Annotated in this window: 20 protein-coding genes; 13 read left to right on the top strand and 7 right to left on the bottom strand. The window is 71.7% G+C overall.

Going from position 1 to position 17903, the window contains the following annotated elements; translation table 11 throughout:
- Positions 1–67: 67 nt before the first annotated feature.
- The 8 genes from ACIBN2_RS18915 to ACIBN2_RS18950 are packed head-to-tail and all read left to right on the top strand — an operon-like array spanning position 68 to position 3706.
- The gene (locus tag ACIBN2_RS18915; protein ID WP_399135599.1) at positions 68–391 is read left to right on the top strand and encodes a gas vesicle protein; all 324 of its coding nucleotides are present in this window, start codon (positions 68–70) and stop codon (positions 389–391) included.
- Positions 392–428: 37 nt separating this feature from the next.
- Entirely contained in the window at positions 429–941 is a 513-nt protein-coding gene (locus tag ACIBN2_RS18920) for a gas vesicle structural protein GvpA (protein ID WP_399135600.1), read from the top strand.
- A complete protein-coding gene (locus tag ACIBN2_RS18925) occupies positions 938–1696 on the top strand; it encodes a GvpL/GvpF family gas vesicle protein (RefSeq protein ID WP_399135601.1) in 759 nt (252 codons plus the stop codon). Before ACIBN2_RS18920 ends, ACIBN2_RS18925 begins: the two co-directional genes overlap by 4 nt.
- Before the next feature lie 4 nt (positions 1697–1700).
- The gene (locus ACIBN2_RS18930; RefSeq protein WP_399135602.1) at positions 1701–2033 is read left to right on the top strand and encodes a gas vesicle protein GvpG; all 333 of its coding nucleotides are present in this window, start codon (positions 1701–1703) and stop codon (positions 2031–2033) included.
- Complete coding sequence (locus tag ACIBN2_RS18935) at positions 2030–2374, top strand: gas vesicle protein (protein WP_399135603.1); 345 nt, start codon at positions 2030–2032, stop codon at positions 2372–2374. The genes ACIBN2_RS18930 and ACIBN2_RS18935 overlap by 4 nt, the downstream gene beginning before the upstream one ends.
- Positions 2371–3171 (top strand): GvpL/GvpF family gas vesicle protein, encoded by an 801-nt coding sequence (locus ACIBN2_RS18940; protein WP_399135604.1) that lies wholly within the window; start codon positions 2371–2373, stop codon positions 3169–3171. Before ACIBN2_RS18935 ends, ACIBN2_RS18940 begins: the two co-directional genes overlap by 4 nt.
- Positions 3168–3416 (top strand): gas vesicle protein, encoded by a 249-nt coding sequence (locus tag ACIBN2_RS18945; RefSeq protein WP_399135605.1) that lies wholly within the window; start codon positions 3168–3170, stop codon positions 3414–3416. The genes ACIBN2_RS18940 and ACIBN2_RS18945 overlap by 4 nt, the downstream gene beginning before the upstream one ends.
- Positions 3413–3706 carry a gas vesicle protein K gene (locus ACIBN2_RS18950; RefSeq protein ID WP_399135606.1) on the top strand — a complete coding sequence of 98 codons (294 nt, stop codon included), beginning with the start codon at positions 3413–3415 and terminating at the stop codon, positions 3704–3706. Before ACIBN2_RS18945 ends, ACIBN2_RS18950 begins: the two co-directional genes overlap by 4 nt.
- Before the next feature lie 7 nt (positions 3707–3713).
- Here the strand turns inward: ACIBN2_RS18950 and ACIBN2_RS18955 are convergent, their stop codons facing one another.
- The 4 genes from ACIBN2_RS18955 to ACIBN2_RS18970 form a co-directional block, all read right to left on the bottom strand.
- On the bottom strand, positions 3714–4736 hold the full coding sequence (locus ACIBN2_RS18955; protein ID WP_399135607.1) for a hypothetical protein: 1023 nt from the start codon (positions 4734–4736) through the stop codon (positions 3714–3716).
- Between the two features lie 108 nt (positions 4737–4844).
- The gene (locus tag ACIBN2_RS18960) at positions 4845–5594 is read right to left on the bottom strand and encodes a succinate dehydrogenase/fumarate reductase iron-sulfur subunit (RefSeq protein WP_399135608.1); all 750 of its coding nucleotides are present in this window, start codon (positions 5592–5594) and stop codon (positions 4845–4847) included.
- Positions 5591–7543 (bottom strand): fumarate reductase/succinate dehydrogenase flavoprotein subunit, encoded by a 1953-nt coding sequence (locus ACIBN2_RS18965; RefSeq protein WP_399135609.1) that lies wholly within the window; start codon positions 7541–7543, stop codon positions 5591–5593. The genes ACIBN2_RS18960 and ACIBN2_RS18965 overlap by 4 nt, the downstream gene beginning before the upstream one ends.
- Before the next feature lie 2 nt (positions 7544–7545).
- Positions 7546–8217: a succinate dehydrogenase gene (locus ACIBN2_RS18970; protein ID WP_399135831.1), complete on the bottom strand. Its 672-nt coding sequence runs from the start codon at positions 8215–8217 to the stop codon at positions 7546–7548.
- A gap of 120 nt (positions 8218–8337) precedes the next feature.
- Between ACIBN2_RS18970 and ACIBN2_RS18975 the strand changes: the two genes are divergently transcribed.
- The 4 genes from ACIBN2_RS18975 to ACIBN2_RS18990 all read left to right on the top strand — a co-directional run bounded on the left by ACIBN2_RS18975 (position 8338) and on the right by ACIBN2_RS18990 (position 12869).
- Entirely contained in the window at positions 8338–9225 is an 888-nt protein-coding gene (locus ACIBN2_RS18975) for a LysR family transcriptional regulator (RefSeq protein ID WP_399135610.1), read from the top strand.
- Between the two features lie 69 nt (positions 9226–9294).
- Complete coding sequence (locus tag ACIBN2_RS18980) at positions 9295–9753, top strand: MarR family winged helix-turn-helix transcriptional regulator (protein WP_399135611.1); 459 nt, start codon at positions 9295–9297, stop codon at positions 9751–9753.
- 38 nt (positions 9754–9791) lie between these two features.
- On the top strand, positions 9792–11513 hold the full coding sequence (locus ACIBN2_RS18985) for an MFS transporter (protein WP_399135612.1): 1722 nt from the start codon (positions 9792–9794) through the stop codon (positions 11511–11513).
- 81 nt (positions 11514–11594) lie between these two features.
- Positions 11595–12869 (top strand): PQQ-binding-like beta-propeller repeat protein, encoded by a 1275-nt coding sequence (locus tag ACIBN2_RS18990; RefSeq protein ID WP_399135613.1) that lies wholly within the window; start codon positions 11595–11597, stop codon positions 12867–12869.
- Positions 12870–12881: 12 nt separating this feature from the next.
- Here ACIBN2_RS18990 and ACIBN2_RS18995 read toward each other — a convergent pair whose 3' ends face one another.
- The 3 genes from ACIBN2_RS18995 to ACIBN2_RS19005 all read right to left on the bottom strand — a co-directional run bounded on the left by ACIBN2_RS18995 (position 12882) and on the right by ACIBN2_RS19005 (position 17043).
- Positions 12882–15017 (bottom strand): putative bifunctional diguanylate cyclase/phosphodiesterase, encoded by a 2136-nt coding sequence (locus ACIBN2_RS18995; RefSeq protein ID WP_399135614.1) that lies wholly within the window; start codon positions 15015–15017, stop codon positions 12882–12884.
- Positions 15014–15826 carry an SAM-dependent methyltransferase gene (locus ACIBN2_RS19000; protein WP_399135615.1) on the bottom strand — a complete coding sequence of 271 codons (813 nt, stop codon included), beginning with the start codon at positions 15824–15826 and terminating at the stop codon, positions 15014–15016. The genes ACIBN2_RS18995 and ACIBN2_RS19000 overlap by 4 nt, the downstream gene beginning before the upstream one ends.
- Positions 15827–16095: 269 nt before the next feature.
- Positions 16096–17043, bottom strand: coding sequence for an SCO0930 family lipoprotein (locus ACIBN2_RS19005; RefSeq protein WP_399135616.1), 948 nt, complete (start codon positions 17041–17043; stop codon positions 16096–16098).
- Between the two features lie 271 nt (positions 17044–17314).
- On the opposite strand from ACIBN2_RS19005, the gene ACIBN2_RS19010 reads away from it, so the two are divergent.
- Positions 17315–17893: a hypothetical protein gene (locus ACIBN2_RS19010; protein WP_399135617.1), complete on the top strand. Its 579-nt coding sequence runs from the start codon at positions 17315–17317 to the stop codon at positions 17891–17893.
- The last annotated feature ends 10 nt before the right edge of the window (positions 17894–17903 follow it).

Consider the following 17903-nt stretch of genomic DNA (forward strand, 5'->3'; position numbering starts at 1 on the left):
GACGGGTGCGACCCGGATGGCCTAGCTGTGCACGCGCCCCCCGGCTCCTGCGGCGAGAGTGAACTGCATGACAGAACCCGGAACCGCCGAACGACGGCGTGGCCCGGCCCAGTCGTCCAGGCGCCGGCGGACCGTGCAGGGTGCCGGAGAGGCCGCCCGGTGTGCCGCCGAGGAGCTGACGGAGCTGATCCGCCACCGCCTCGAAGGGGTGTCCGCGGTGTGCCGGGGCGAGGACGACGGCTGGATCGTCGACGTCGACGTGCTGGAAGTGGCACGCATCCCCGACACCACCAGTCTGCTCGCGACGTACCAGGTGGAACTGGACTCGACGGGCGAGCTGGTGCAGTACCGCCGGACTTCCCGCTACCGGCGCGGCGCCCAGGACCAGTGACCGCACCGTCGCACAAGTTTCCCGGAAGGACCGCCGCATGACCGTCTACAACGACGAGGTCGTCTGCGCGCCGCGCGCCGGAACCCTCTACGACGTGCTGGAGCTGATTCTCGACCGCGGCATGGTGATCGACGTCTTCGTGCGCGTTTCGCTGGTCGGGATCGAGATCCTCAAGGTCGACGCACGGATCGTGGTCGCCAGCGTCGACACCTACCTGCGCTTCGCCGAGGCGTGCAACCGCCTCGACCTCGAACACGACTCGCGTTCCAAGACCGTGCCCGAACTGTTCGGCGGGCCGATCTCCAAGACCATCGGCAAGGCGGGCGCCAAGCGCACCGCCCGCTCCCTCACCGACAAGGTGAAGGACGTCCTCACCCCGGACGACGACACGGACGAAGACGAGGCCGACGACGAGGCCTACGAGCGCTCCGCCGAGCCGGAACGCAGGCGGCGCAGCCCCGCGAAGAGGACCGCCGGCTCCTCGAGCCGCCGTGCCGGTGACGACGACCGCCCACGGACCCGGCGCCGCAAGGCCGAGGAGGACGAATGACCGCGACGGCCACCGCCGCCCCCACCACCGCCGGCACGCTCTATGTCTATGGCATCGCCCCCGCGGGCATCCGGCCCCCGCGCACCCCCGGGGTGGGCGGTGCGGCGGTGCGGCTGCTGACCGAGGCCGGGCTGTGCGCCGCGGTCTCGGACGCCCCGGCGCAAGTCCGGGCGCGCCGACGGGACCTGATGGCCCATCAGTCGGTGCTCGGCGAACTCGGCGCGCAGGGCCCCGTCCTGCCCATGCGCTTCGCCGTCCTCACTCCCGACGCCGAGGCCCTGCGTGGCCAACTGCACACCGAGCGGGCCCACTTGGCGGCGCAGCTCGACGGCGTCCGAGGCTGCGTCGAGATGAACGTGAAGGGTGCCGTCGTGCCCGGGTACTTCGCCGATCTCGTACGCCAGGACGAGACGCTGCGCGCGCTCGCCCGCCGCACCCGGAACCGACCCGGCTACGAGGCGAACGTACGGCTCGGCGAGGCGCTCGCCAAAGGCGTCGCGCGCGAGGCACGGCGCGCGGCACGGGAGGTGCTGGCCCGCCTGGCTCCGCTCGCCGTGCGCACGGCGCAGGGAGCGGTCGACGACGAGCAGGTGCTGAGCACGTCGTTCCTGGTGCGCTCGGCCGACGAGGAGCGCTTCCGGCAGGCCGTGGCCGCGCAGGCAAGCGGATTCGGGGACCGGCTGGCACTCAGCGTGACCGGTCCGCTGCCTTGCTACAGCTTCGTCGACGCGCAGTGCGCCCCGGCCGGCCGGTGACGCGATGGGACTCGTGAGCGGGCTCCTGCTGCTGCCCCTGGCCCCGCTGCGCGGCACGCTCTGGGTCGCCGACCACCTGCTCCAGGAGGCCGAGCGCCAGACCGGTGACCCGCGTGCGGTGCAGGCCCGTCTGGCGGCACTCAACCGGGCCCTGGAGGAGGGTGCGATCGACGAGGCGGCCTTCGAGAAGGAGGAGGAGCGGTTGCTCGAACGGCTCGACAGTCCCGTCCGGTACACCGGCCGTCCCCCGGCGTCCACGGTCCGCGTCCGGACGGCCGGGGACGACGGCGGCGAGTGTGTCCCGGCACGTCACCGGCACCCCGGGGGCGCTTCGTGACCGATCTCGGCACCTGGCCGGCGGGCGCGGATCCGCAGCCCGTCGGGCCGCCCAGCGGCAGCCTCGCGGACCTGCTCGAACGGGTCCTGGACAAGGGCATCGTCATCGCGGGCGACATCAAGATCGACCTGCTCGACATCGAACTGCTCACCATCCGTCTGCGCCTGTTCATCGCCTCGGTCGAGACCGCCAAGAAGGCGGGCATCGACTGGTGGGAGACGGACCCGGCGCTGTCCTCGCGCGCCGCGCGTGACGCGCTCACCGAGGAGAACGCGCGTCTGCGCGCCCGACTCGAAGCCCTCGAGGAAGCCGACCCGGACACCGCGGAGGGAGGCAAATGACCACGGTCACCTGCGTGTTCGCCGTGACGGACGCCCCGCCGCCGGACGACGTCCTCTCGTCGACGCCGGGTCATGACGGCGGCGGCCCGCTGCGGTTGCTGACCGCGGGAGCACTCCACCTCATCGTGCAGGACGTTCCCGCGGCTGACTTCGGCGAGGCGGCGCTCGCGGAACGCCTCAACCGGCCCGCCGAGCTGGAGCGTTGTGCCCGGGCCCACCACCGCGGCGTGGAGACGGCCGCGAGCGCGGGAACGGCCGTGCCTCTGCCGATGGCGACGCTGTATCTCGACGACGACAACGCGGTACGGGCCGTGAGTGCCCGGGAGGCGTCCCTGCCCGTCCTGCTGGAGCGGCTGCGCGACCGGACGGAGTGGGCGGTGAAGGTGCACGGTCCGGGAACCGCGCATGCGTCGGGCGTGACCGGGGAGGGACCGGCCGACGGGCGGTCGTACCTGCGCCGGGCGAGCGCCCGGCGGCGCACCGAGCGCGAGGCGCGCGAGCAGGCTCTGACGCAGGCCCACGCCGTCGACCGGGAGCTGCGCCGGTACGCCGTCGCCGCGACGCGGCACCGGCCGCAGAGTGAGCAGCTGACCGGCACGAGCGTCCCGCAACTGCTCAACGCGGCCTACCTGGTCGACGACGGACGGCGCTCCGAGTTCGTCCGCGCCGTCGGCGAACTGGCCCGCGACGCCGCAAGTTCAGCCGTGCGGGTCACCATGTCGGGGCCCTGGATCCCTTACTCCTTCGCCCAGTTGGACGACGTGGAGTGCGACGCGCACCAGGAGGTCCACGCATGACTGTGCCGGTCGTCGGCGCCACGGACCGCGCTGCGGTGCCCTGGGACGGCCCGGAGCCGTACGCGCCCGTCGGAGTGCCGCTCGTCGACCTGCTCGACCGGGTGCTGGCGACGGGCGTCGTGGTCAGCGGCGACCTGGTGCTGGCCATCGCGGACGTGCCGCTGGTGCGGATCTCCCTGCACGCCCTGCTGGCGTCGGTCAGCGACCGGGTCCCCGCGCCCTGGTCGGACAGCGGGCCGTTGTGACCGCGCCACGCACCCACGCGGTGGACCTCGATCCCGAGCGGGTCACCAACGATCTGGCGGCCCTGGTCCTGACCGTGGTGGAACTCCTGCGGCAGCTCATGGAACGTCAGGCGGTGCGCCGTTTCGACGAGGGGACGCTCAGCGCCGAGCAGGAGGACCGGCTCGGCACCGCGCTGATGCTGCTCGACGAGCGCATGGACGAGTTGTGCGCGCAGCACGGTCTGCAGCGCAGCGACCTCAACCTGGACCTCGGCCCGCTGGGCCCCCTCCTCGCCGATCCCGGCCCGTGACGGGAGTTCACTTCGCGGGCGCGCACCGCTCCAGCCACCTGCGCGTCTCGGGCTCGTCGAGTACGCGCTCCAGGACGAGGTCGCCGGTCATGCGGGGGAAGAACCGGCCGGCGGGCCAGCCGCGCTGATACGGCGGCGGGTCCAGGACGAGCAGCCGTACGCCGTCGACGACGGGGATGTCGGAGGGCGTGCCCTCGTTCCACACCCATTCCCCACCGGGCGTCACGAGGTTGAAGGAACCGGTCGTCGGCACCTGGCCCGGTGCGTCGCGGCACACGGCGACCTCCTGGGCGGACGGCGCGTCGCCGGGGATGTGGCCGCCGCCGACCAGGACGCCGGCCAGCAGGGTGTGCAGCTGGAAGTTGTCGCCGAGGCCGCTCATGCGCATCGCGTAGCCGGTGCCGGTGGGGCGGTGCAGAACCACCAGCGGTTCGTCGTCGAGGACGAGCAGGGCGTAGAAGAGGCACTTGAAGTCATGCTCGGACGCCTCCTGGACGGGCCGCAGCGCCGACAGCAACCGGCCGCGCCGCTCGCCCAGCCCGGCCCGTACCGCGCCGTGGCTGAGCATCGCGACGGACGCCATCTCCCACTGCGGCAGCGTGCACCAGGCCACCGCCGCGTCCTCGCCGACGCGTTCGACCATCGCCTCGTCCAGGGCGTCGCCGTCCGGGTCGGGCAGCTCTCCCCCGCCGCTCGCCGCCCAGCGCTCGCAGAACTCACCCGCCGCCGTGAGGTTTTCACCGAGCCCGCCGAAGATGTACGGCGCGCAGACGGCCGCGTCGGCGCCCCGCTCCACGCATGCTCCGGTCAGGACCGCGACCAGCCCGCGGGGGCCGGGCGGCACGTCCGCCAGCAGTGCCGCGAGCCGTGGGCCCGCCTGGACGAACTCCCCGTCCGCGGCGTCGCCGTAGTGCTGCTGTATCTCCTGCATCGCGTGCTGGGAACGCTGTCCGTCCCGCTCGCGTACCGCGGTCTCGAAGCCGGTGACGGCATCGAGCAACCGCTCTCTCCCCTTGCGCCCGAAAATCATGCGGGAACCTTACAGACCCCGCACATACGGGGCGGGGCCGGGGAGCACCACTCCCGGCCCCGCCCGTCCGCCCCCTGTCGGCGGACGTCTTTCTCCGAGCGTCTCGTGCTAGCGCTTGGCCACCTTGCGCGTGGCCCGCAGCCACTCCTTGTTCATGCTGGTGATGGACATCAGCGGAATGCCCTTCGGGCAGGCGGTGGCGCACTCACCGGTCAACGTGCAGCCGCCGAAGCCCTCTTCGTCCATCTGGGCCACCATGTCGAGCACCCGGGTCTCGCGCTCGGGCGCGCCCTGCGGCAGCGTGTTCAGGTGGTTGATCTTGGCGGAGGTGAAGAGCATCGCCGCGCCGTTCGGGCAGGCCGCCACGCACGCGCCGCAGCCGATGCACTCCGCGTGCTCGAAGGCGAAGTCGGCGTCCGGCTTGGGTACGGGGGTGGCGTGGGCCTCGGGTGCGGCGCCGGTCGGGGCGGTGATGTAGCCGCCGGACTGGATGATGCGGTCGAAGGCCGAGCGGTCGACGACGAGGTCCTTGATCACCGGGAAGGCGGAGGCGCGCCAGGGCTCGATGTCGATGGTGTCGCCGTCCTTGAAGGACCGCATGTGCAGCTGGCAGGTGGTGGTGCGTTCCGGGCCGTGCGCGTCGCCGTTGATGACCAGCGAGCAGGCGCCGCAGATGCCCTCGCGGCAGTCGTGGTCGAAGGCGACCGGGTCCTCGCCCTTGAGGATGAGCTCCTCGTTGAGGGTGTCGAGCATCTCCAGGAACGACATGTCGGAGGAGATGCCGTCCACCTCGTACGTGGACATGGTGCCGTCGGCGTCGGCGTTCTTCTGCCGCCAGACGCGCAGGGTGAGCTTCATGCGTAGCTCCGCTGAGTGGGGTGGACGTACTCGAAGACCAGGTCTTCCTTGTGCAGGGTGGGAGCCTCGCCGGTGCCGGTGAACTCCCAGGCGGCCGCGTAGGCGAACTGCTCGTCGTCGCGGGCCGCTTCGCCGTCCGGGGTCTGCGACTCCTCGCGGAAGTGGCCGCCGCAGGACTCGGCGCGGTGCAGTGCGTCGAGGCACATCAGCTCGGCGAGCTCGAGGTAGTCGACGACGCGGTTGGCCTTCTCCAGCGACTGGTTGAACTCCTCGCCGGTGCCGGGGACCTTGATGCGCCGCCAGAACTCCTCGCGGATCTGCGGGATGCGCTCCAGCGCCTTGCGCAGTCCGGTGTCGGTGCGGGCCATACCGCAGAACTCCCACATGAGTTCGCCGACTTCGCGGTGGAAGGAGTCGGGAGTGCGGTCGCCGTCGACGGACAACAGGCGCGCCAGCCGGTCCTGAGTCTCCGTCAGCACCTCCTGAACGAGCGGGTGTTCGTCCGTCACCGTCTCCTGGTGCGGGTTGCGCGCCAGGTAGTCGTTGATCGTCGCCGGCAGCACGAAGTAGCCGTCGGCCAGGCCCTGCATCAGCGCGGAGGCGCCGAGCCGGTTGGCGCCGTGGTCGGAGAAGTTGGCCTCACCGATCGCGAACAGGCCGGGGACGGTGGTCTGCAGGTCGTAGTCGACCCACAGCCCGCCCATCGTGTAGTGCACGGCCGGGTAGATCCGCATGGGCACCTGGTACGGATCCTCGTCGGTGATCCGCTGGTACATGTCGAAGAGGTTGCCGTACTTGGCCTCGACGGCCCCGCGGCCCATGCGCGCGATGGCGTCGGCGAAGTCGAGGTAGACGCCCTGGCCGCCGGGGCCCACTCCTCGGCCCTCGTCGCAGACGTTCTTCGCGGCGCGGGAGGCGATGTCACGCGGGACCAGGTTGCCGAAGGCGGGGTAGATGCGCTCCAGGTAGTAGTCGCGCTCGTCCTCGGGGATCTGGTTCGCCGGGCGGTCGTCGCCCCGGGCCTTGGGCACCCAGATGCGGCCGTCGTTGCGCAGCGACTCGCTCATCAGCGTCAGCTTGGACTGGTGGTCGCCGGTGCGCGGGATGCAGGTGGGGTGGATCTGGGTGAAGCACGGGTTGGCGAAGTAGGCGCCGCGCCGGTGGGCCCGCCAGATCGCGGTGGCGTTGGAGTTCATGGCGTTCGTCGACAGGTAGAAGACGTTGCCGTAGCCGCCGGACGCCAGGACGACGGCGTCCGCGAAGTACGTGGAGATCTTGCCGGTGATCAGGTCGCGGGCGACGATGCCGCGGGCCTTGCCGTCGACGATGATCAGGTCGAGCATCTCGGTGCGCGGGTGCATCTCCACGTTCCCGGCGGCGATCTGCCGGCTCAGCGCCTGATAGGCGCCGAGCAGCAGCTGCTGACCCGTCTGGCCGCGTGCGTAGAAGGTGCGGGAGACCTGCACGCCGCCGAAGGAGCGGGTGTCGAGCAGCCCGCCGTACTCGCGGGCGAACGGCACGCCCTGCGCCACGCACTGGTCGATGATCTCCACCGAGATCTGGGCGAGCCGGTGCACGTTGGACTCGCGCGCCCTGAAGTCGCCGCCCTTGACGGTGTCGTAGAACAGGCGGTGCACGGAGTCGCCGTCGTTGCGGTAGTTCTTCGCGGCGTTGATGCCGCCCTGCGCGGCGATGGAGTGGGCGCGGCGCGGCGAGTCCTGGTAGCAGAACTGCACCACGTGGTAGCCCTGTTCGGCGAGCGTGGCGCCCGCGGAGCCGCCGGCCAGACCGGTGCCGACCACGATGACGGTGTGCTTGCGCCGGTTGGCCGGGTTGACCAGCTTGGCCTCGAAACGGCGCGTGTCCCAGCGCTCGTTGACGGGGCCGGCGGGCGCCTTGGTGTCGGCGACGGGCTCGCCGGTCGCGTAATCCACGTACTCAGCAGGCATGTTCAGCTCACCACTCCGGTCATCACGCCCACGGGGACGGCGATGAAGCCGGCCGTGAGCAGCAGTGCGAGGACGTTGGCGCAGGTCTTCAGGGCGCGGTCGCGGGTGCGGCTGCCGGCGCCGAGGGTCTGTGCGGCGCTCCAGAAGCCGTGCCGGATGTGCAGGCCGAGCGCGAGCATCGCGACGATGTAGATGACGTTGCCGTACCAGGTGGAGAACGTGTCCACGACGTTCTGGTACGGGTGGCCCTCCTGGAACCCGCCGGAGTGCACGGTGCCGGTGGTCAGGTCGAGGATGTGCCACACGATGAACAGCGCGAGGATGATGCCGCCCCAGCGCATGGTGCGCGTGGCGTAGCTCGCCTTGGGCTTCCGGTGCACGTACTTGCTGGGCCGGGCCCTGATGTCGCGGCGGCTGAGCTGGTAGGCCGAGACCGCGTGCGCGACGACCGCGACGACCAGCACGACGCGGATCAGCCACAGCGTCCACTCGTAGTGCATGAACGGCTCGCCGACGGTGCGCAGCCAGTGCGCGTAGTGGTTGAACTCCCCCGCACCGAAGAAGATCTTCAGATTGCCGATCACATGCGCGACCAGGTACAGGAGCATGATCACGCCGCTGACGGCCATCACCGTCTTCTTGCCGACCGAGCTGTCCCACACGGTGCGCGCCATGGACGGTCGTCGGTCCGTCCGCGTTGCCAGAGCCATGAGTCAAGACGCTAAAACGCAATAGGCCGATCGGTCCAAGACATGGTCCGGCTTGATTCAATAGCCGGAAGCTATCGTGACACCATGCAGTTCCAGCAGCTTCAGTATTTCGTCGCCGTCGCGGAGACCCGGCACTTCACCCGCGCCGCGGACCTCGTGCACGTCGCCCAGCCGTCCCTGTCCCAGCAGGTCAAGGCACTGGAGCGGGAGCTGGGGGCCGATCTTTTCCTGCGGGCGCGCGGCAACATCACGCTCACCGACGCGGGCGAGGCGCTGCTGCCGCTGGCCCGCCGCATCCTGGCCGACGCGGACACGGCCCGGCACGAGGTGCAGGAGCTGGTGCAGCTGCGCAGCGGCCGGATCCGGCTGGGCGCGACGCCGAGCGTGTGCACGGGCCTGCTGCCGGACGTACTGCGCGCCTTCCACGACCGCTACCCCGGCATCCGGCTGCTGATCGAGGAGGGCGGCTCCCACGATCTCGTACGGGAACTCGCCCGCGGCGCGCTCGACCTCGCCCTGGTCGTCCTGCCGCTGCCGACGCCGTCCCCGGCGCTGACCACGGTGGAGCTGCTGCGCGAGGACCTGGTCGTGGTGTCCTCGCCGGAGGCGCCCGCGCCCGGCGGCCCGGGCCGGCGCACCGTGCGCATCGCCGACCTGGAGGGCGAACGCCTGGTGATGTTCCGGCACGGCTACGACCTGCGCGAACTGACCGTGGCCGCCTGCCGCGCCGAGGGCTTCGAGCCGGACTTCGCGGTCGAGGGCGGCGAGATGGACGCGGTGCTGGGCTTCGTCCGGGCCGGGCTGGGGCTGGCCGTCGTGCCGCGCATGGTGGCCACCCGCTCGGGGCGCGGCCTGCGGGTGACGCCGCTGGCCAGGCCCGGTCTGCACCGGACGATCGCCCTGGCCCACCGCAGCGATGTGGCGCCGCCGCGCGCGGCACGGGAGCTGCAGCGGATGCTGCTGGAGCGCTGACCCGGCCTCCACCGAGGTAGTCGCCTCCAGCATCTTGTTTCACGCTACAGCTATCTGCATAATGCGGTTATGCATAAGCGGGTTATGGAATCGGCGGACACCCAGGATTCACCCGAGGCGCTGATGATCGCCGTGGAGCAGCTGGTGCTCCACGTGCGCCGCAGCGCCACCACCGGCGGCCTCAGCACCGCGGCCTCGTCCGTGCTCGGCTTCCTGGGCCGCGAGGGCGCGTACCGGCTGACCGATCTGGCCCGCACCCAGCGCGTGTCCCAGCCCAACATGACCCAGCTGGTCACCCGTCTGGAGCGGGCCGGGCTGGTCCGGCGCACCGCCGACAGCCGGGACGGGCGGGGCGTGCTGGTCGAGGCCACCGACGCGGGCATGGAGGTCTTCCGGCAGCGGCGCACCGAGCGCGCCCAGGCGCTGCAGGAGATCGTCGAGCGGCTGACCGGTCCGGAGCAGGAGGCGGTCCGCACCGCCCTGCCCGCCCTCGCCCGCGCCATCGGCGACAGCGCCGCCGAGGACTGACCCCCGTACCCCCTCAACTCCCCGGAAGAGAACCGCACATGAGTGCTTCGCACGAGCGGGCCGCAAGCCCCTTCAAGCAGCCGAAGGCCGTCTGGGCCGTCGCGTTCGCCTGCGTGATCTCCTTCATGGGCATCGGTCTGGTCGACCCGATCCTGCCCGCCCTGGCCTCGAGCCTGCACGCCACGCCCAGCCAGGTCTCCCTGCTGTTCAGCAGCTATCTGATCGTGACCGCCGTGGCGATGCTGATCGTCGGCTGGGTCTCCAGCCGGCTCGGCGCCAAACGCACCCTCGTCGTCGGTCTCGCCGTCATCGTCGTCTTCGCCGCCCTGGCCGGCACCTCCGGCTCCATCAACGGCATCGTCGGCTTCCGCGCGGGCTGGGGCCTGGGCAACGCCCTGTTCATCGCCACCTCCCTGGCCGTCATCGTCGCCTCGGCCAGCGGCGGCTTCGGCGGCGCGATCATCCTCTACGAGACCGCCCTCGGCCTGGGCATCGCCGTCGGGCCTTTGCTCGGAGGCGAGTTGGGCGCCATCAGCTGGCGCGGCCCCTTCTTCGGCGTGGCCGTGCTGATGGCGATTGCACTGGTGGCGACCCTGGCCTTCGTCCCGTCGCTGCCCAAACCCGCCAGGCCCACCTCCCCCGTCGCCCCGCTGAAGGCGCTGCGCCACCGCGGCCTGCTCACCCTGGGCATCATGGCGCTGCTGTACAACTGGGGCTTCTTCACGATGCTCGGGTACGCGCCCTACCCGATGGAGCTCAGCGCCCACCGGCTCGGCCTCGTCTTCACCGGCTGGGGCCTGCTGGTCGCCCTGTTCAGCGTCTTCTTCGCCCCGCGCCTGCAGGGCCGCTTCGGCACCGCGCCCGTCCTGTACGCCAACCTGCTCGGCCTCGCCGTCGTGATGGCCGTCATCGCCGCGGGCGTCGGCACACCCGCCGTGGTCATCGTCGCCGTCATCGTCAGCGGCGCCTTCATCGGCATCAACAACACCCTGACCACCCAGGCCGTCATGCTCGTCTCGCCCGTCGAACGGCCGGTCGCCTCCTCCGCGTACGGCTTCCTGCGCTTCATCGGCGGCGGCCTCGCGCCCTACGTCGCCGGGAAGTTGGCCGACGCCACCGACCTGAGCGTGCCCTTCTACGTCGGAGCCGCCACGTTCGTCGTCGCCGTCCCGGTCCTGGCCAGCGGTCACCAGCTGCTGCGCAAGGCCGAGGAGCGCGCGGAGGAGGGCGAGCAGGTCGGCCCGACCCTCACCCCGGTCACGGCTCCCGCCGCGCCGGGCACGGCGCCCGTCATCGTCGCCGTGGGCGCGCACGAACGGGCCGCGGTCATCGTGGACGCGGCCGCCCGCCTCGCCCGCGAGAGCGACAGCCCGCTGGAGGTCGTGCACGTCCAGCAGACCGCGGTCGTGGAGGACCAGGCGGCCGACACCGAACCCGCCGACGCCGCGCGGAACGCGGTCACCCGCCACCTCGACCGGCTGGCCGGCCAGGGCGTCACCGCCACCGGTCAGATCCTGGTCGGCGTCGGCGACCACGCGGCGGCCGGCCGGCTCCTGGCCCGGCACGCGGCACGCGTCGACGCACGGGCCATAGCCGTCGGCCGCTCCCCGCGCGGCCCGCTCGCCCAGTTCACCGACGGCAGCCTGACCATGGCCCTGGCCCACAGCGCCGAGTGCACCGTCGTCCTCGTGGACCCGGAGCACGACCCCCGCACGCTGACCCGCGACGCGCTCGACGAACTGCGCGGCAGCGCCGCCTGAGGCGTAGCACCAGCCCCTGGGCCGTCGCTACCTTGTGCCCACCAGCCCTCACCCGGGGCCGCGTTCGCAGGGGAGGCGACGGTGCCAGGGCAACGGCGTAGGCGCACAACGGTAGTTGCAGCAGGCTTGGCGCTGTGCGGCCTGTTGGGCGCCGGATGTTCGAAAGCGGGCGACACTGGTACCGGCGGTGCGTCGCCCGGCACTTCGAGGAGTACGGCGGCGACGGCACCGTCCCCCGGCGCCTCCCGCCACGCGGCGGCGCCTGCCCCCGTCTCCGGTCCGTGGCGTGCCTGGGACGTCAAGCTGTCCGCCGCGGAGGCCTCCGGTACCTGTGGCGCGACGGCGCATCAGGTCGTGTGCGCGACCAACTCCGGCGGATTCGTGGGGCATTCGCGAGCCGACGGCCGTGCCACCTGGACCGTGCCCGCGAGTGACCGCGGCAAGAGCGCAGGGCTGGTCCTCGACGCGGCCGACGAACGGGCCGTGACCGGTGTCGCCGGTGTGCTGCGCGCGGCGAATCTGCGCACCGGTGCGCGGGCGTGGACCCATCGGCCGTCCACCGGCGGCACCTACGCCGCCCTGGGTGCGGCGGACGGCGTCGTCTACGCCGTCTCCGGAGCGGATCCCGCCTCACGTACGGCCGTCCTGGACGCCGTTCGGGCATCCGACGGCACGGCCCTGTGGCACCGGACCGTGGCCTGGGACTCGTCCGAGCACATCGCCGCGTTCCGGGGCCGCGTCTACACCGCCGACGGCAGCCAGGTCACCGCCCGCGACGCCCGCAGCGGCGACACGGTGGCGACAAGCCCCACGGGCTTCGAGTGCCTGCACCTCGTCTCCGGCGGCCACTACCTGGTCTGCACCGGCAGCCCCGACTTCGCCGGGGACACCTTCCCGCCCATGCGGCGCCTGGATCCGACGACGCTGAAGCCGCTGCCGACACCGAAAAACACGATCAACAAGCCCGTACGCGGGGTGATCTCCGACGACGGGGTCCTCGTGCTGTACGAGGCCGGCGCGGAGGACACGAGTGCGGGCGACTGGAACGCCTACGACCTCGAAGGCCGGCGCAGGCTGTGGAGCACCTACGCCACCGACGGCAATGCCGCCGTGGCCGACGGCCGGTTCGTGACCTTCACGCCCGTCAACGACCGCGCCGCCCGGGGACGCGTGATCACGATCGACCTGCACGCCGGCCCGCACGCGACCGGAGCCGCCGCCCCGCGCATGTCGGCGCCGTACCCGCAGACGCGGTCCGGCGAGTACCCCCTGCTCGTCGTCCCGGGCGGCGACGCACACCACCTCGTCGTCAAGGCGCAGACGCACGGCTCCCTGCGCTCACTTCCCCTGCCGTGAGGCCGGCGCGGTTCAGCCGGTCGCGTCCACCAGGGCCAGCTCGTGCAGCCGGTCCGGCGGGCCCGGCCGGGCGTAGTACCAGCCCTGGGCCGTGTCGCAGCCCAGTATCCGCAGCTGCTCGGCCTGGGCCCCGGTCTCCACGCCCTCGACCGTCACCGCGAGGTCGAGGGAGTGGGCGAGCGAAACGATCCCTTCAACGATCTTGAGGTCGACGGGGTCCGCCGGGAACTGCTGCATGCTCTGGGTGAAGGAGCGGTCCAGCTTCAGGATGCTCACCGGCAGGCGGCGCAGGTTCGCGAGGTTCGAGTAGCCGGTGCCGAAGTCGTCCAGGGCGATGTCGACGCCCATCTCGGCCAGCCTGCGCAGCGGCTTGAGCAGGTCGTCGTCGGCGCCGATGAGGGCCGACTCGGTGACCTCCAGGCACAGCGCGTCCGGCGCGACCCCCGCGCGCTCCAGGATGTCGACGGTGTCCTGCACCAGGGCGGGGTGCGTGAGCTGGCACGGCGAGAGGTTGACGTTGATGCGCAACGGGCCCGCGTCGACGTAGCGTTCGCGCCACTCGCGGGCCTGGCGCACCGACTGCTCCAGCACCCAGCGGCCCAACGGCACGATGAGGCCGGTGTGTTCGGCGAGCGGGATGAAGCGGTCCGGGCCGAGCACGCCGTGCTGCGGGTGCAGCCAGCGCACCAGGGCCTCGGCGCCGCGCACGCTGCCGTCGCCGAGGTGCACCAGCGGCTGGTACTCGATGAAGAACTCGCCCCGGTCCAGGGCCGTCGGCAGGGCGGTGGTCAGGCCGTGCCGGGTGATGGCGCGGGCGTCGGCCTCCTCGTCGGCGAGCTCGAAGCGGTTGCCGCCCGCCGACTTGGCCCGGTACATGGTGATGTCGGCGCTGCGCAGCACCTCCGCGGGGCCGCGCTCGCCCGCCGGGCCCTCGACGATGCCGATGCTGCCGCGCACGGTCAGCTCCCGGCCGTCGATACGGATCGGGGCGAGCAGCGCGTTCATGATGCGGCCGGCCAGCTCGTCGACCTCGCGCTCGGTGTCGGGGCCGGTCGTCAGCGCCACGAACTCGTCGCCGCCGAGCCGGGCGACCATCTCGCCGGGCGCGGTCGCGCAGGCCTGCAGCCGGTCCGCGACCTCCACCAGCAGCCGGTCGCCGGCGGCGTGGCCGAGGCTGTCGTTGACGGTCTTGAAGCCGTCGAGGTCGAGGTAGCACAGGCCGAAGCGCTGGCTCTGGCTGCCGCTCAGGGCCTTCTCCAGGCGCTCGAAGAAGAAGGTGCGGTTGGGCAGGCCGGTGAGCGCGTCGTGGGTGGCCTCGTAGCGCAGCCGGAGGTTGAGCAGCCGCCGCTCGGTGGTGTCCTCCATGAGCGCGAGCTGGTACTGCGGGTCGCCGTCGGCGTCCCGCAGCAGGGAGACGGTGAGGTTGGTCCACAGGACCGTTCCGTCAGGCCGGTAGAACGCCTTCTCGAGGTGGTAGTGCTCGCGCTCGCCGCGGACGAGCTCCTCGTAGAGCGTCCACGTCTGCGGCGCGTCCTCGGGGTGGGTCCATGCCTTGACGTTACGGGCGTTGAAGTTCGGCTCGGACAGGCCGAACATGCGCAGCAGGGCGCCGTTGACCTGGAGGATGTTGCCCTCCAGATCGGCGATGCCGATCCCTATGGCCGCGCCTTCGAAGACCGCACGGAAGCGGGCCTCGGTGGCGTGCAGCGCCTGCGCCACCACGCCCTGCGCGTTCAGCGCGGCAGCGGAGATCGCCTCCTGCTCGACCCGCGTCCGCTCGCGCAGCGCCTGCGCGAACCCGGCGGCCATGGTGTGCTGCAACCGCGCACAGCGCGCCCGCAGTTCCTCCGGATCGCCCTCCTCGCCGCAGTACAGCACCAGGTAGGCGTCGACGCAGTCCAGTGTGCGGGTCAGCGCCTCGGGGTCGGTGCAGTGCGCGGTGACCAGGGCGGCACCGACCGCCCGGCCCTCCTCCGCGTCCAGCGCGCGGGTGTGCAGCGCGTCGCTCAACCGACGGGCCAGCGGCAGGAGTTGTTCCTCGAACTCCGGCCGGGTCAGCGACGTCGAGGTCATCGGGAAGACCGCCCGGCTCCAGATCGTCGCGAACCTGCGCAGTCTGTCCTCAGGCCCGTCCGGTTCCGCGCTCACGCCGTACGTCCTACGCCGGCGAACCCGGAGAAGGCAAAGGGATCCTCGTCCTCCGGCGCCGTCTGCGGCCGCCAGTGCGGCATCGACACCAGTCCCGGTTCCACCATGTCGTACCCCTCGAAGAACCGCGCGATCTCGTCGCGCGAACGCATGATCAGCGGGTTGCGAATGTCCTTGTACACGTCCACCGTGCCCGCGGCCCGTTCGGCCGGGAGCGGGATCCCCTCGTACGAGGCATGGGTGAGGACGAGCAGGCTGCCGGGCGCGAGCGCGTCGCGCAGCTCGGCCACCGCGCTGTGCGGGTCGTCCTCGTCTTCCACGAAGTGAAGTATGGCAACGAGAAGCAGCGCCACTGGCCGATTCCGGTCGATCAGTCGCTCCACCTCGGGGCTCGCGAGGATCTCCTGGGGCTTGCGGAGGTCCGCGGCGGCGACGCCCGCGTTCTCGTTACCGGCGAGTACCGCCTGGCTGTGCGCGACGGCGACGGGGTCGTGGTCGACGTACGCGACGCGGACGTCCGGCCGGTCCGACTGGGCCACCTCGTGGACGTTTCCGAAGGTGGGGATGCCCGAACCGATGTCCAGGAACTGGTCGATGCCCTCGTCCAGGGCGAAGCGCACGGCACGGCGCATGAACGCCCGGTTCGCCTGCATGATCTTGGGGAGTCCCGGCATGAACTCCATCGCCTTGCGGGCCGCCTCCCGGTCGACCTCGAAATTGTGCGAACCGCCCAGGTAGTAGTCGTAGATCCGCGAGACACTCGGCACCGAGATGTCGACGTTCCGTGGTGCCCAGGCGGGACGCTCCATCTATCTCTCCAAGGCGTAGGCGATCCGGTGTTCGAGCTGAGGCTACTGATCGCCCGCCAACAGGGCGAGTGGAACCGGAAATTGACCGTCCGTTCCCGGTCACTGCCTGCGGCAATTGCCACATTCGCCCGGTGCTGCGCCTTCCCGTGGACAACCCCCCGACCCCCGGTGGCCACACAACGATGCGGCCCGCCCCCTCCGTGCGGTGCGGAGGGGACGGGCCGCGGGGCCGTGCGCGTCGGGTGCAATCAACCCTGGGGAGGTGATGCCTACTTCTTCGGCGCGCCGACCGGCTTTCCGTCGGGCGCCATGGCGTACCACGTGCCGCCCACGCCCTGACCGTTGACGTCCCCGGGGGTCTTGTCGCCCGAGAAGGTGTACGCCGGCCAGCAGTCGACCGTCATCTGCCTGACGCCGTCGGGGCGGGTGAAGCCCATCAGACCCTTCTTCTCGACGCCCTTGGTGTCGTCGGCCTTCACCGGGGCGACCGCCGGCCACTTCTCCAGGCAGGCACCGGCGCAGTTGGAGATCGGCTTGGGCCAGGCCACGTCCTTGATGAAGCGGTAGACCGTCATCCCGTTCTTGTCCACGACGATCTTGCCGAGCTTGGGGTCGTTGCGCACCGACAGGCCGGGCAGGCTCGCCAGTGTGGCCTTCTTGCCGTTGGGGGCGAGCGCGTACCACTTGCCGCCCACGCCCTGACCGGTGATGTCGCCGGCCTTGGCGTCCTTCGCGTAGCGGTACGCCGGCCAGCCGCCGACGGTGAGCTGCTTGGAGCCGTCGGAGCGGGTGACCTCGCCGAGCAGGGCCTTGTCGATGCCGGCGCCGGCCGTGGCGTCGTCCGCGGGAACCGGGGGCCAGGCCTTGGCGCAGTCGCCGTCACAACTCGACTTCGGCGGCTCGGCGGTGTCCTCGTCGAAGCGGTACAGCGTCTTGCCGGCGCCGTCCGTGACCACCTTGCCGAGTTCGGCGTTCTGGGAAACGGCGAGCTTGCCCGCGGAGGATGCCTGGGCCTGCCCGTCGGCGCCGTAACCGTTGCTGGGGCTGGCGGCGGCGGAACCGCCGGCGCCGACGCTGCCGTAGTCGCCGGCCGCGGCCGTGGCGCCCACATTCTGGCTGCCCACCGACGGGCTGCTTTCCTGACCGCACGCCGTCGTCAGCGCCAGCACAGCCGCAGCGCTCGCCACGAGTGAGGCGTTCCGCCAGGAGGTCTTCATCGTCAACTCCCCAAAGATACGAGGGTGTTGCAGCGCCCTTCTGCGCCGCCGCACGGCCATGGGTACGAGTGGGACCACCGGTTGTGTTCAACCGCCTCACAAATTTCTTTCCGGAACCTGTGGCACCGGGGCGTCATCCCGCACACGCGTGCGCATCGGCAGGCTCCCGCGTACGAACCCGTCAAACGGCCACGGCCGCCTGATCCTCCGTTCGTGCCAATCCCGGCGCGCTCCGGCGTGCCTCGCCTCGCCAAGCCTCATGATCTTCGTCGTGCATGGACCCGAAACGACCCAAACCACCATCAAGACAAGGGCGTTGGCGCTGGCGCTGCTGACCTGGCTCCTGGTGGGGGTGCCGGCCGGTACGGCGAGGGCCGACGCCTGCGCGTACGCCTCGGCAGGCCCGGACGGCACCCAGGCGGTGGCGGTCACCGGCGACCTCCCCTGGCCGATGCCACCGGAGTGCACCACACCTCCGCCGCCCCCCACACCCACACCCACGCCGACTCCGACCCCACCTCCGCCACCGCCACCGCCGAAGCCCACCCCCGAGCCCACGCCGAAGCCCAAACCGCCCCCTCCCCCCGCGCCGTCCCCGCGGCCCGCCCCGCCGCGCCCGAGTGCGCGCCCGACTCCCCCGCCCCCACCGCCTCCGGCCCCCACACCGACCCCGACCCTCACGCCGACGGTCAAGCACGTCCGCCATCCGTCCGCGGCCCCCGTGGCCTACCCGCACTACCGGGCGCCTGTGCGGGCCAGGCCGACGCACAGCAGCACCTCCCCGATCGTCTTCGTCCTGCTCATCACGGCACCCGCCGTGATCGCCGTCGCCGCGCTGCGGGCGCGCTGACTCCTGGAGG

The organism is Streptomyces sp. NPDC050534, from assembly GCF_044457745.1.
Lineage (GTDB): Bacteria > Actinomycetota > Actinomycetes > Streptomycetales > Streptomycetaceae > Streptomyces.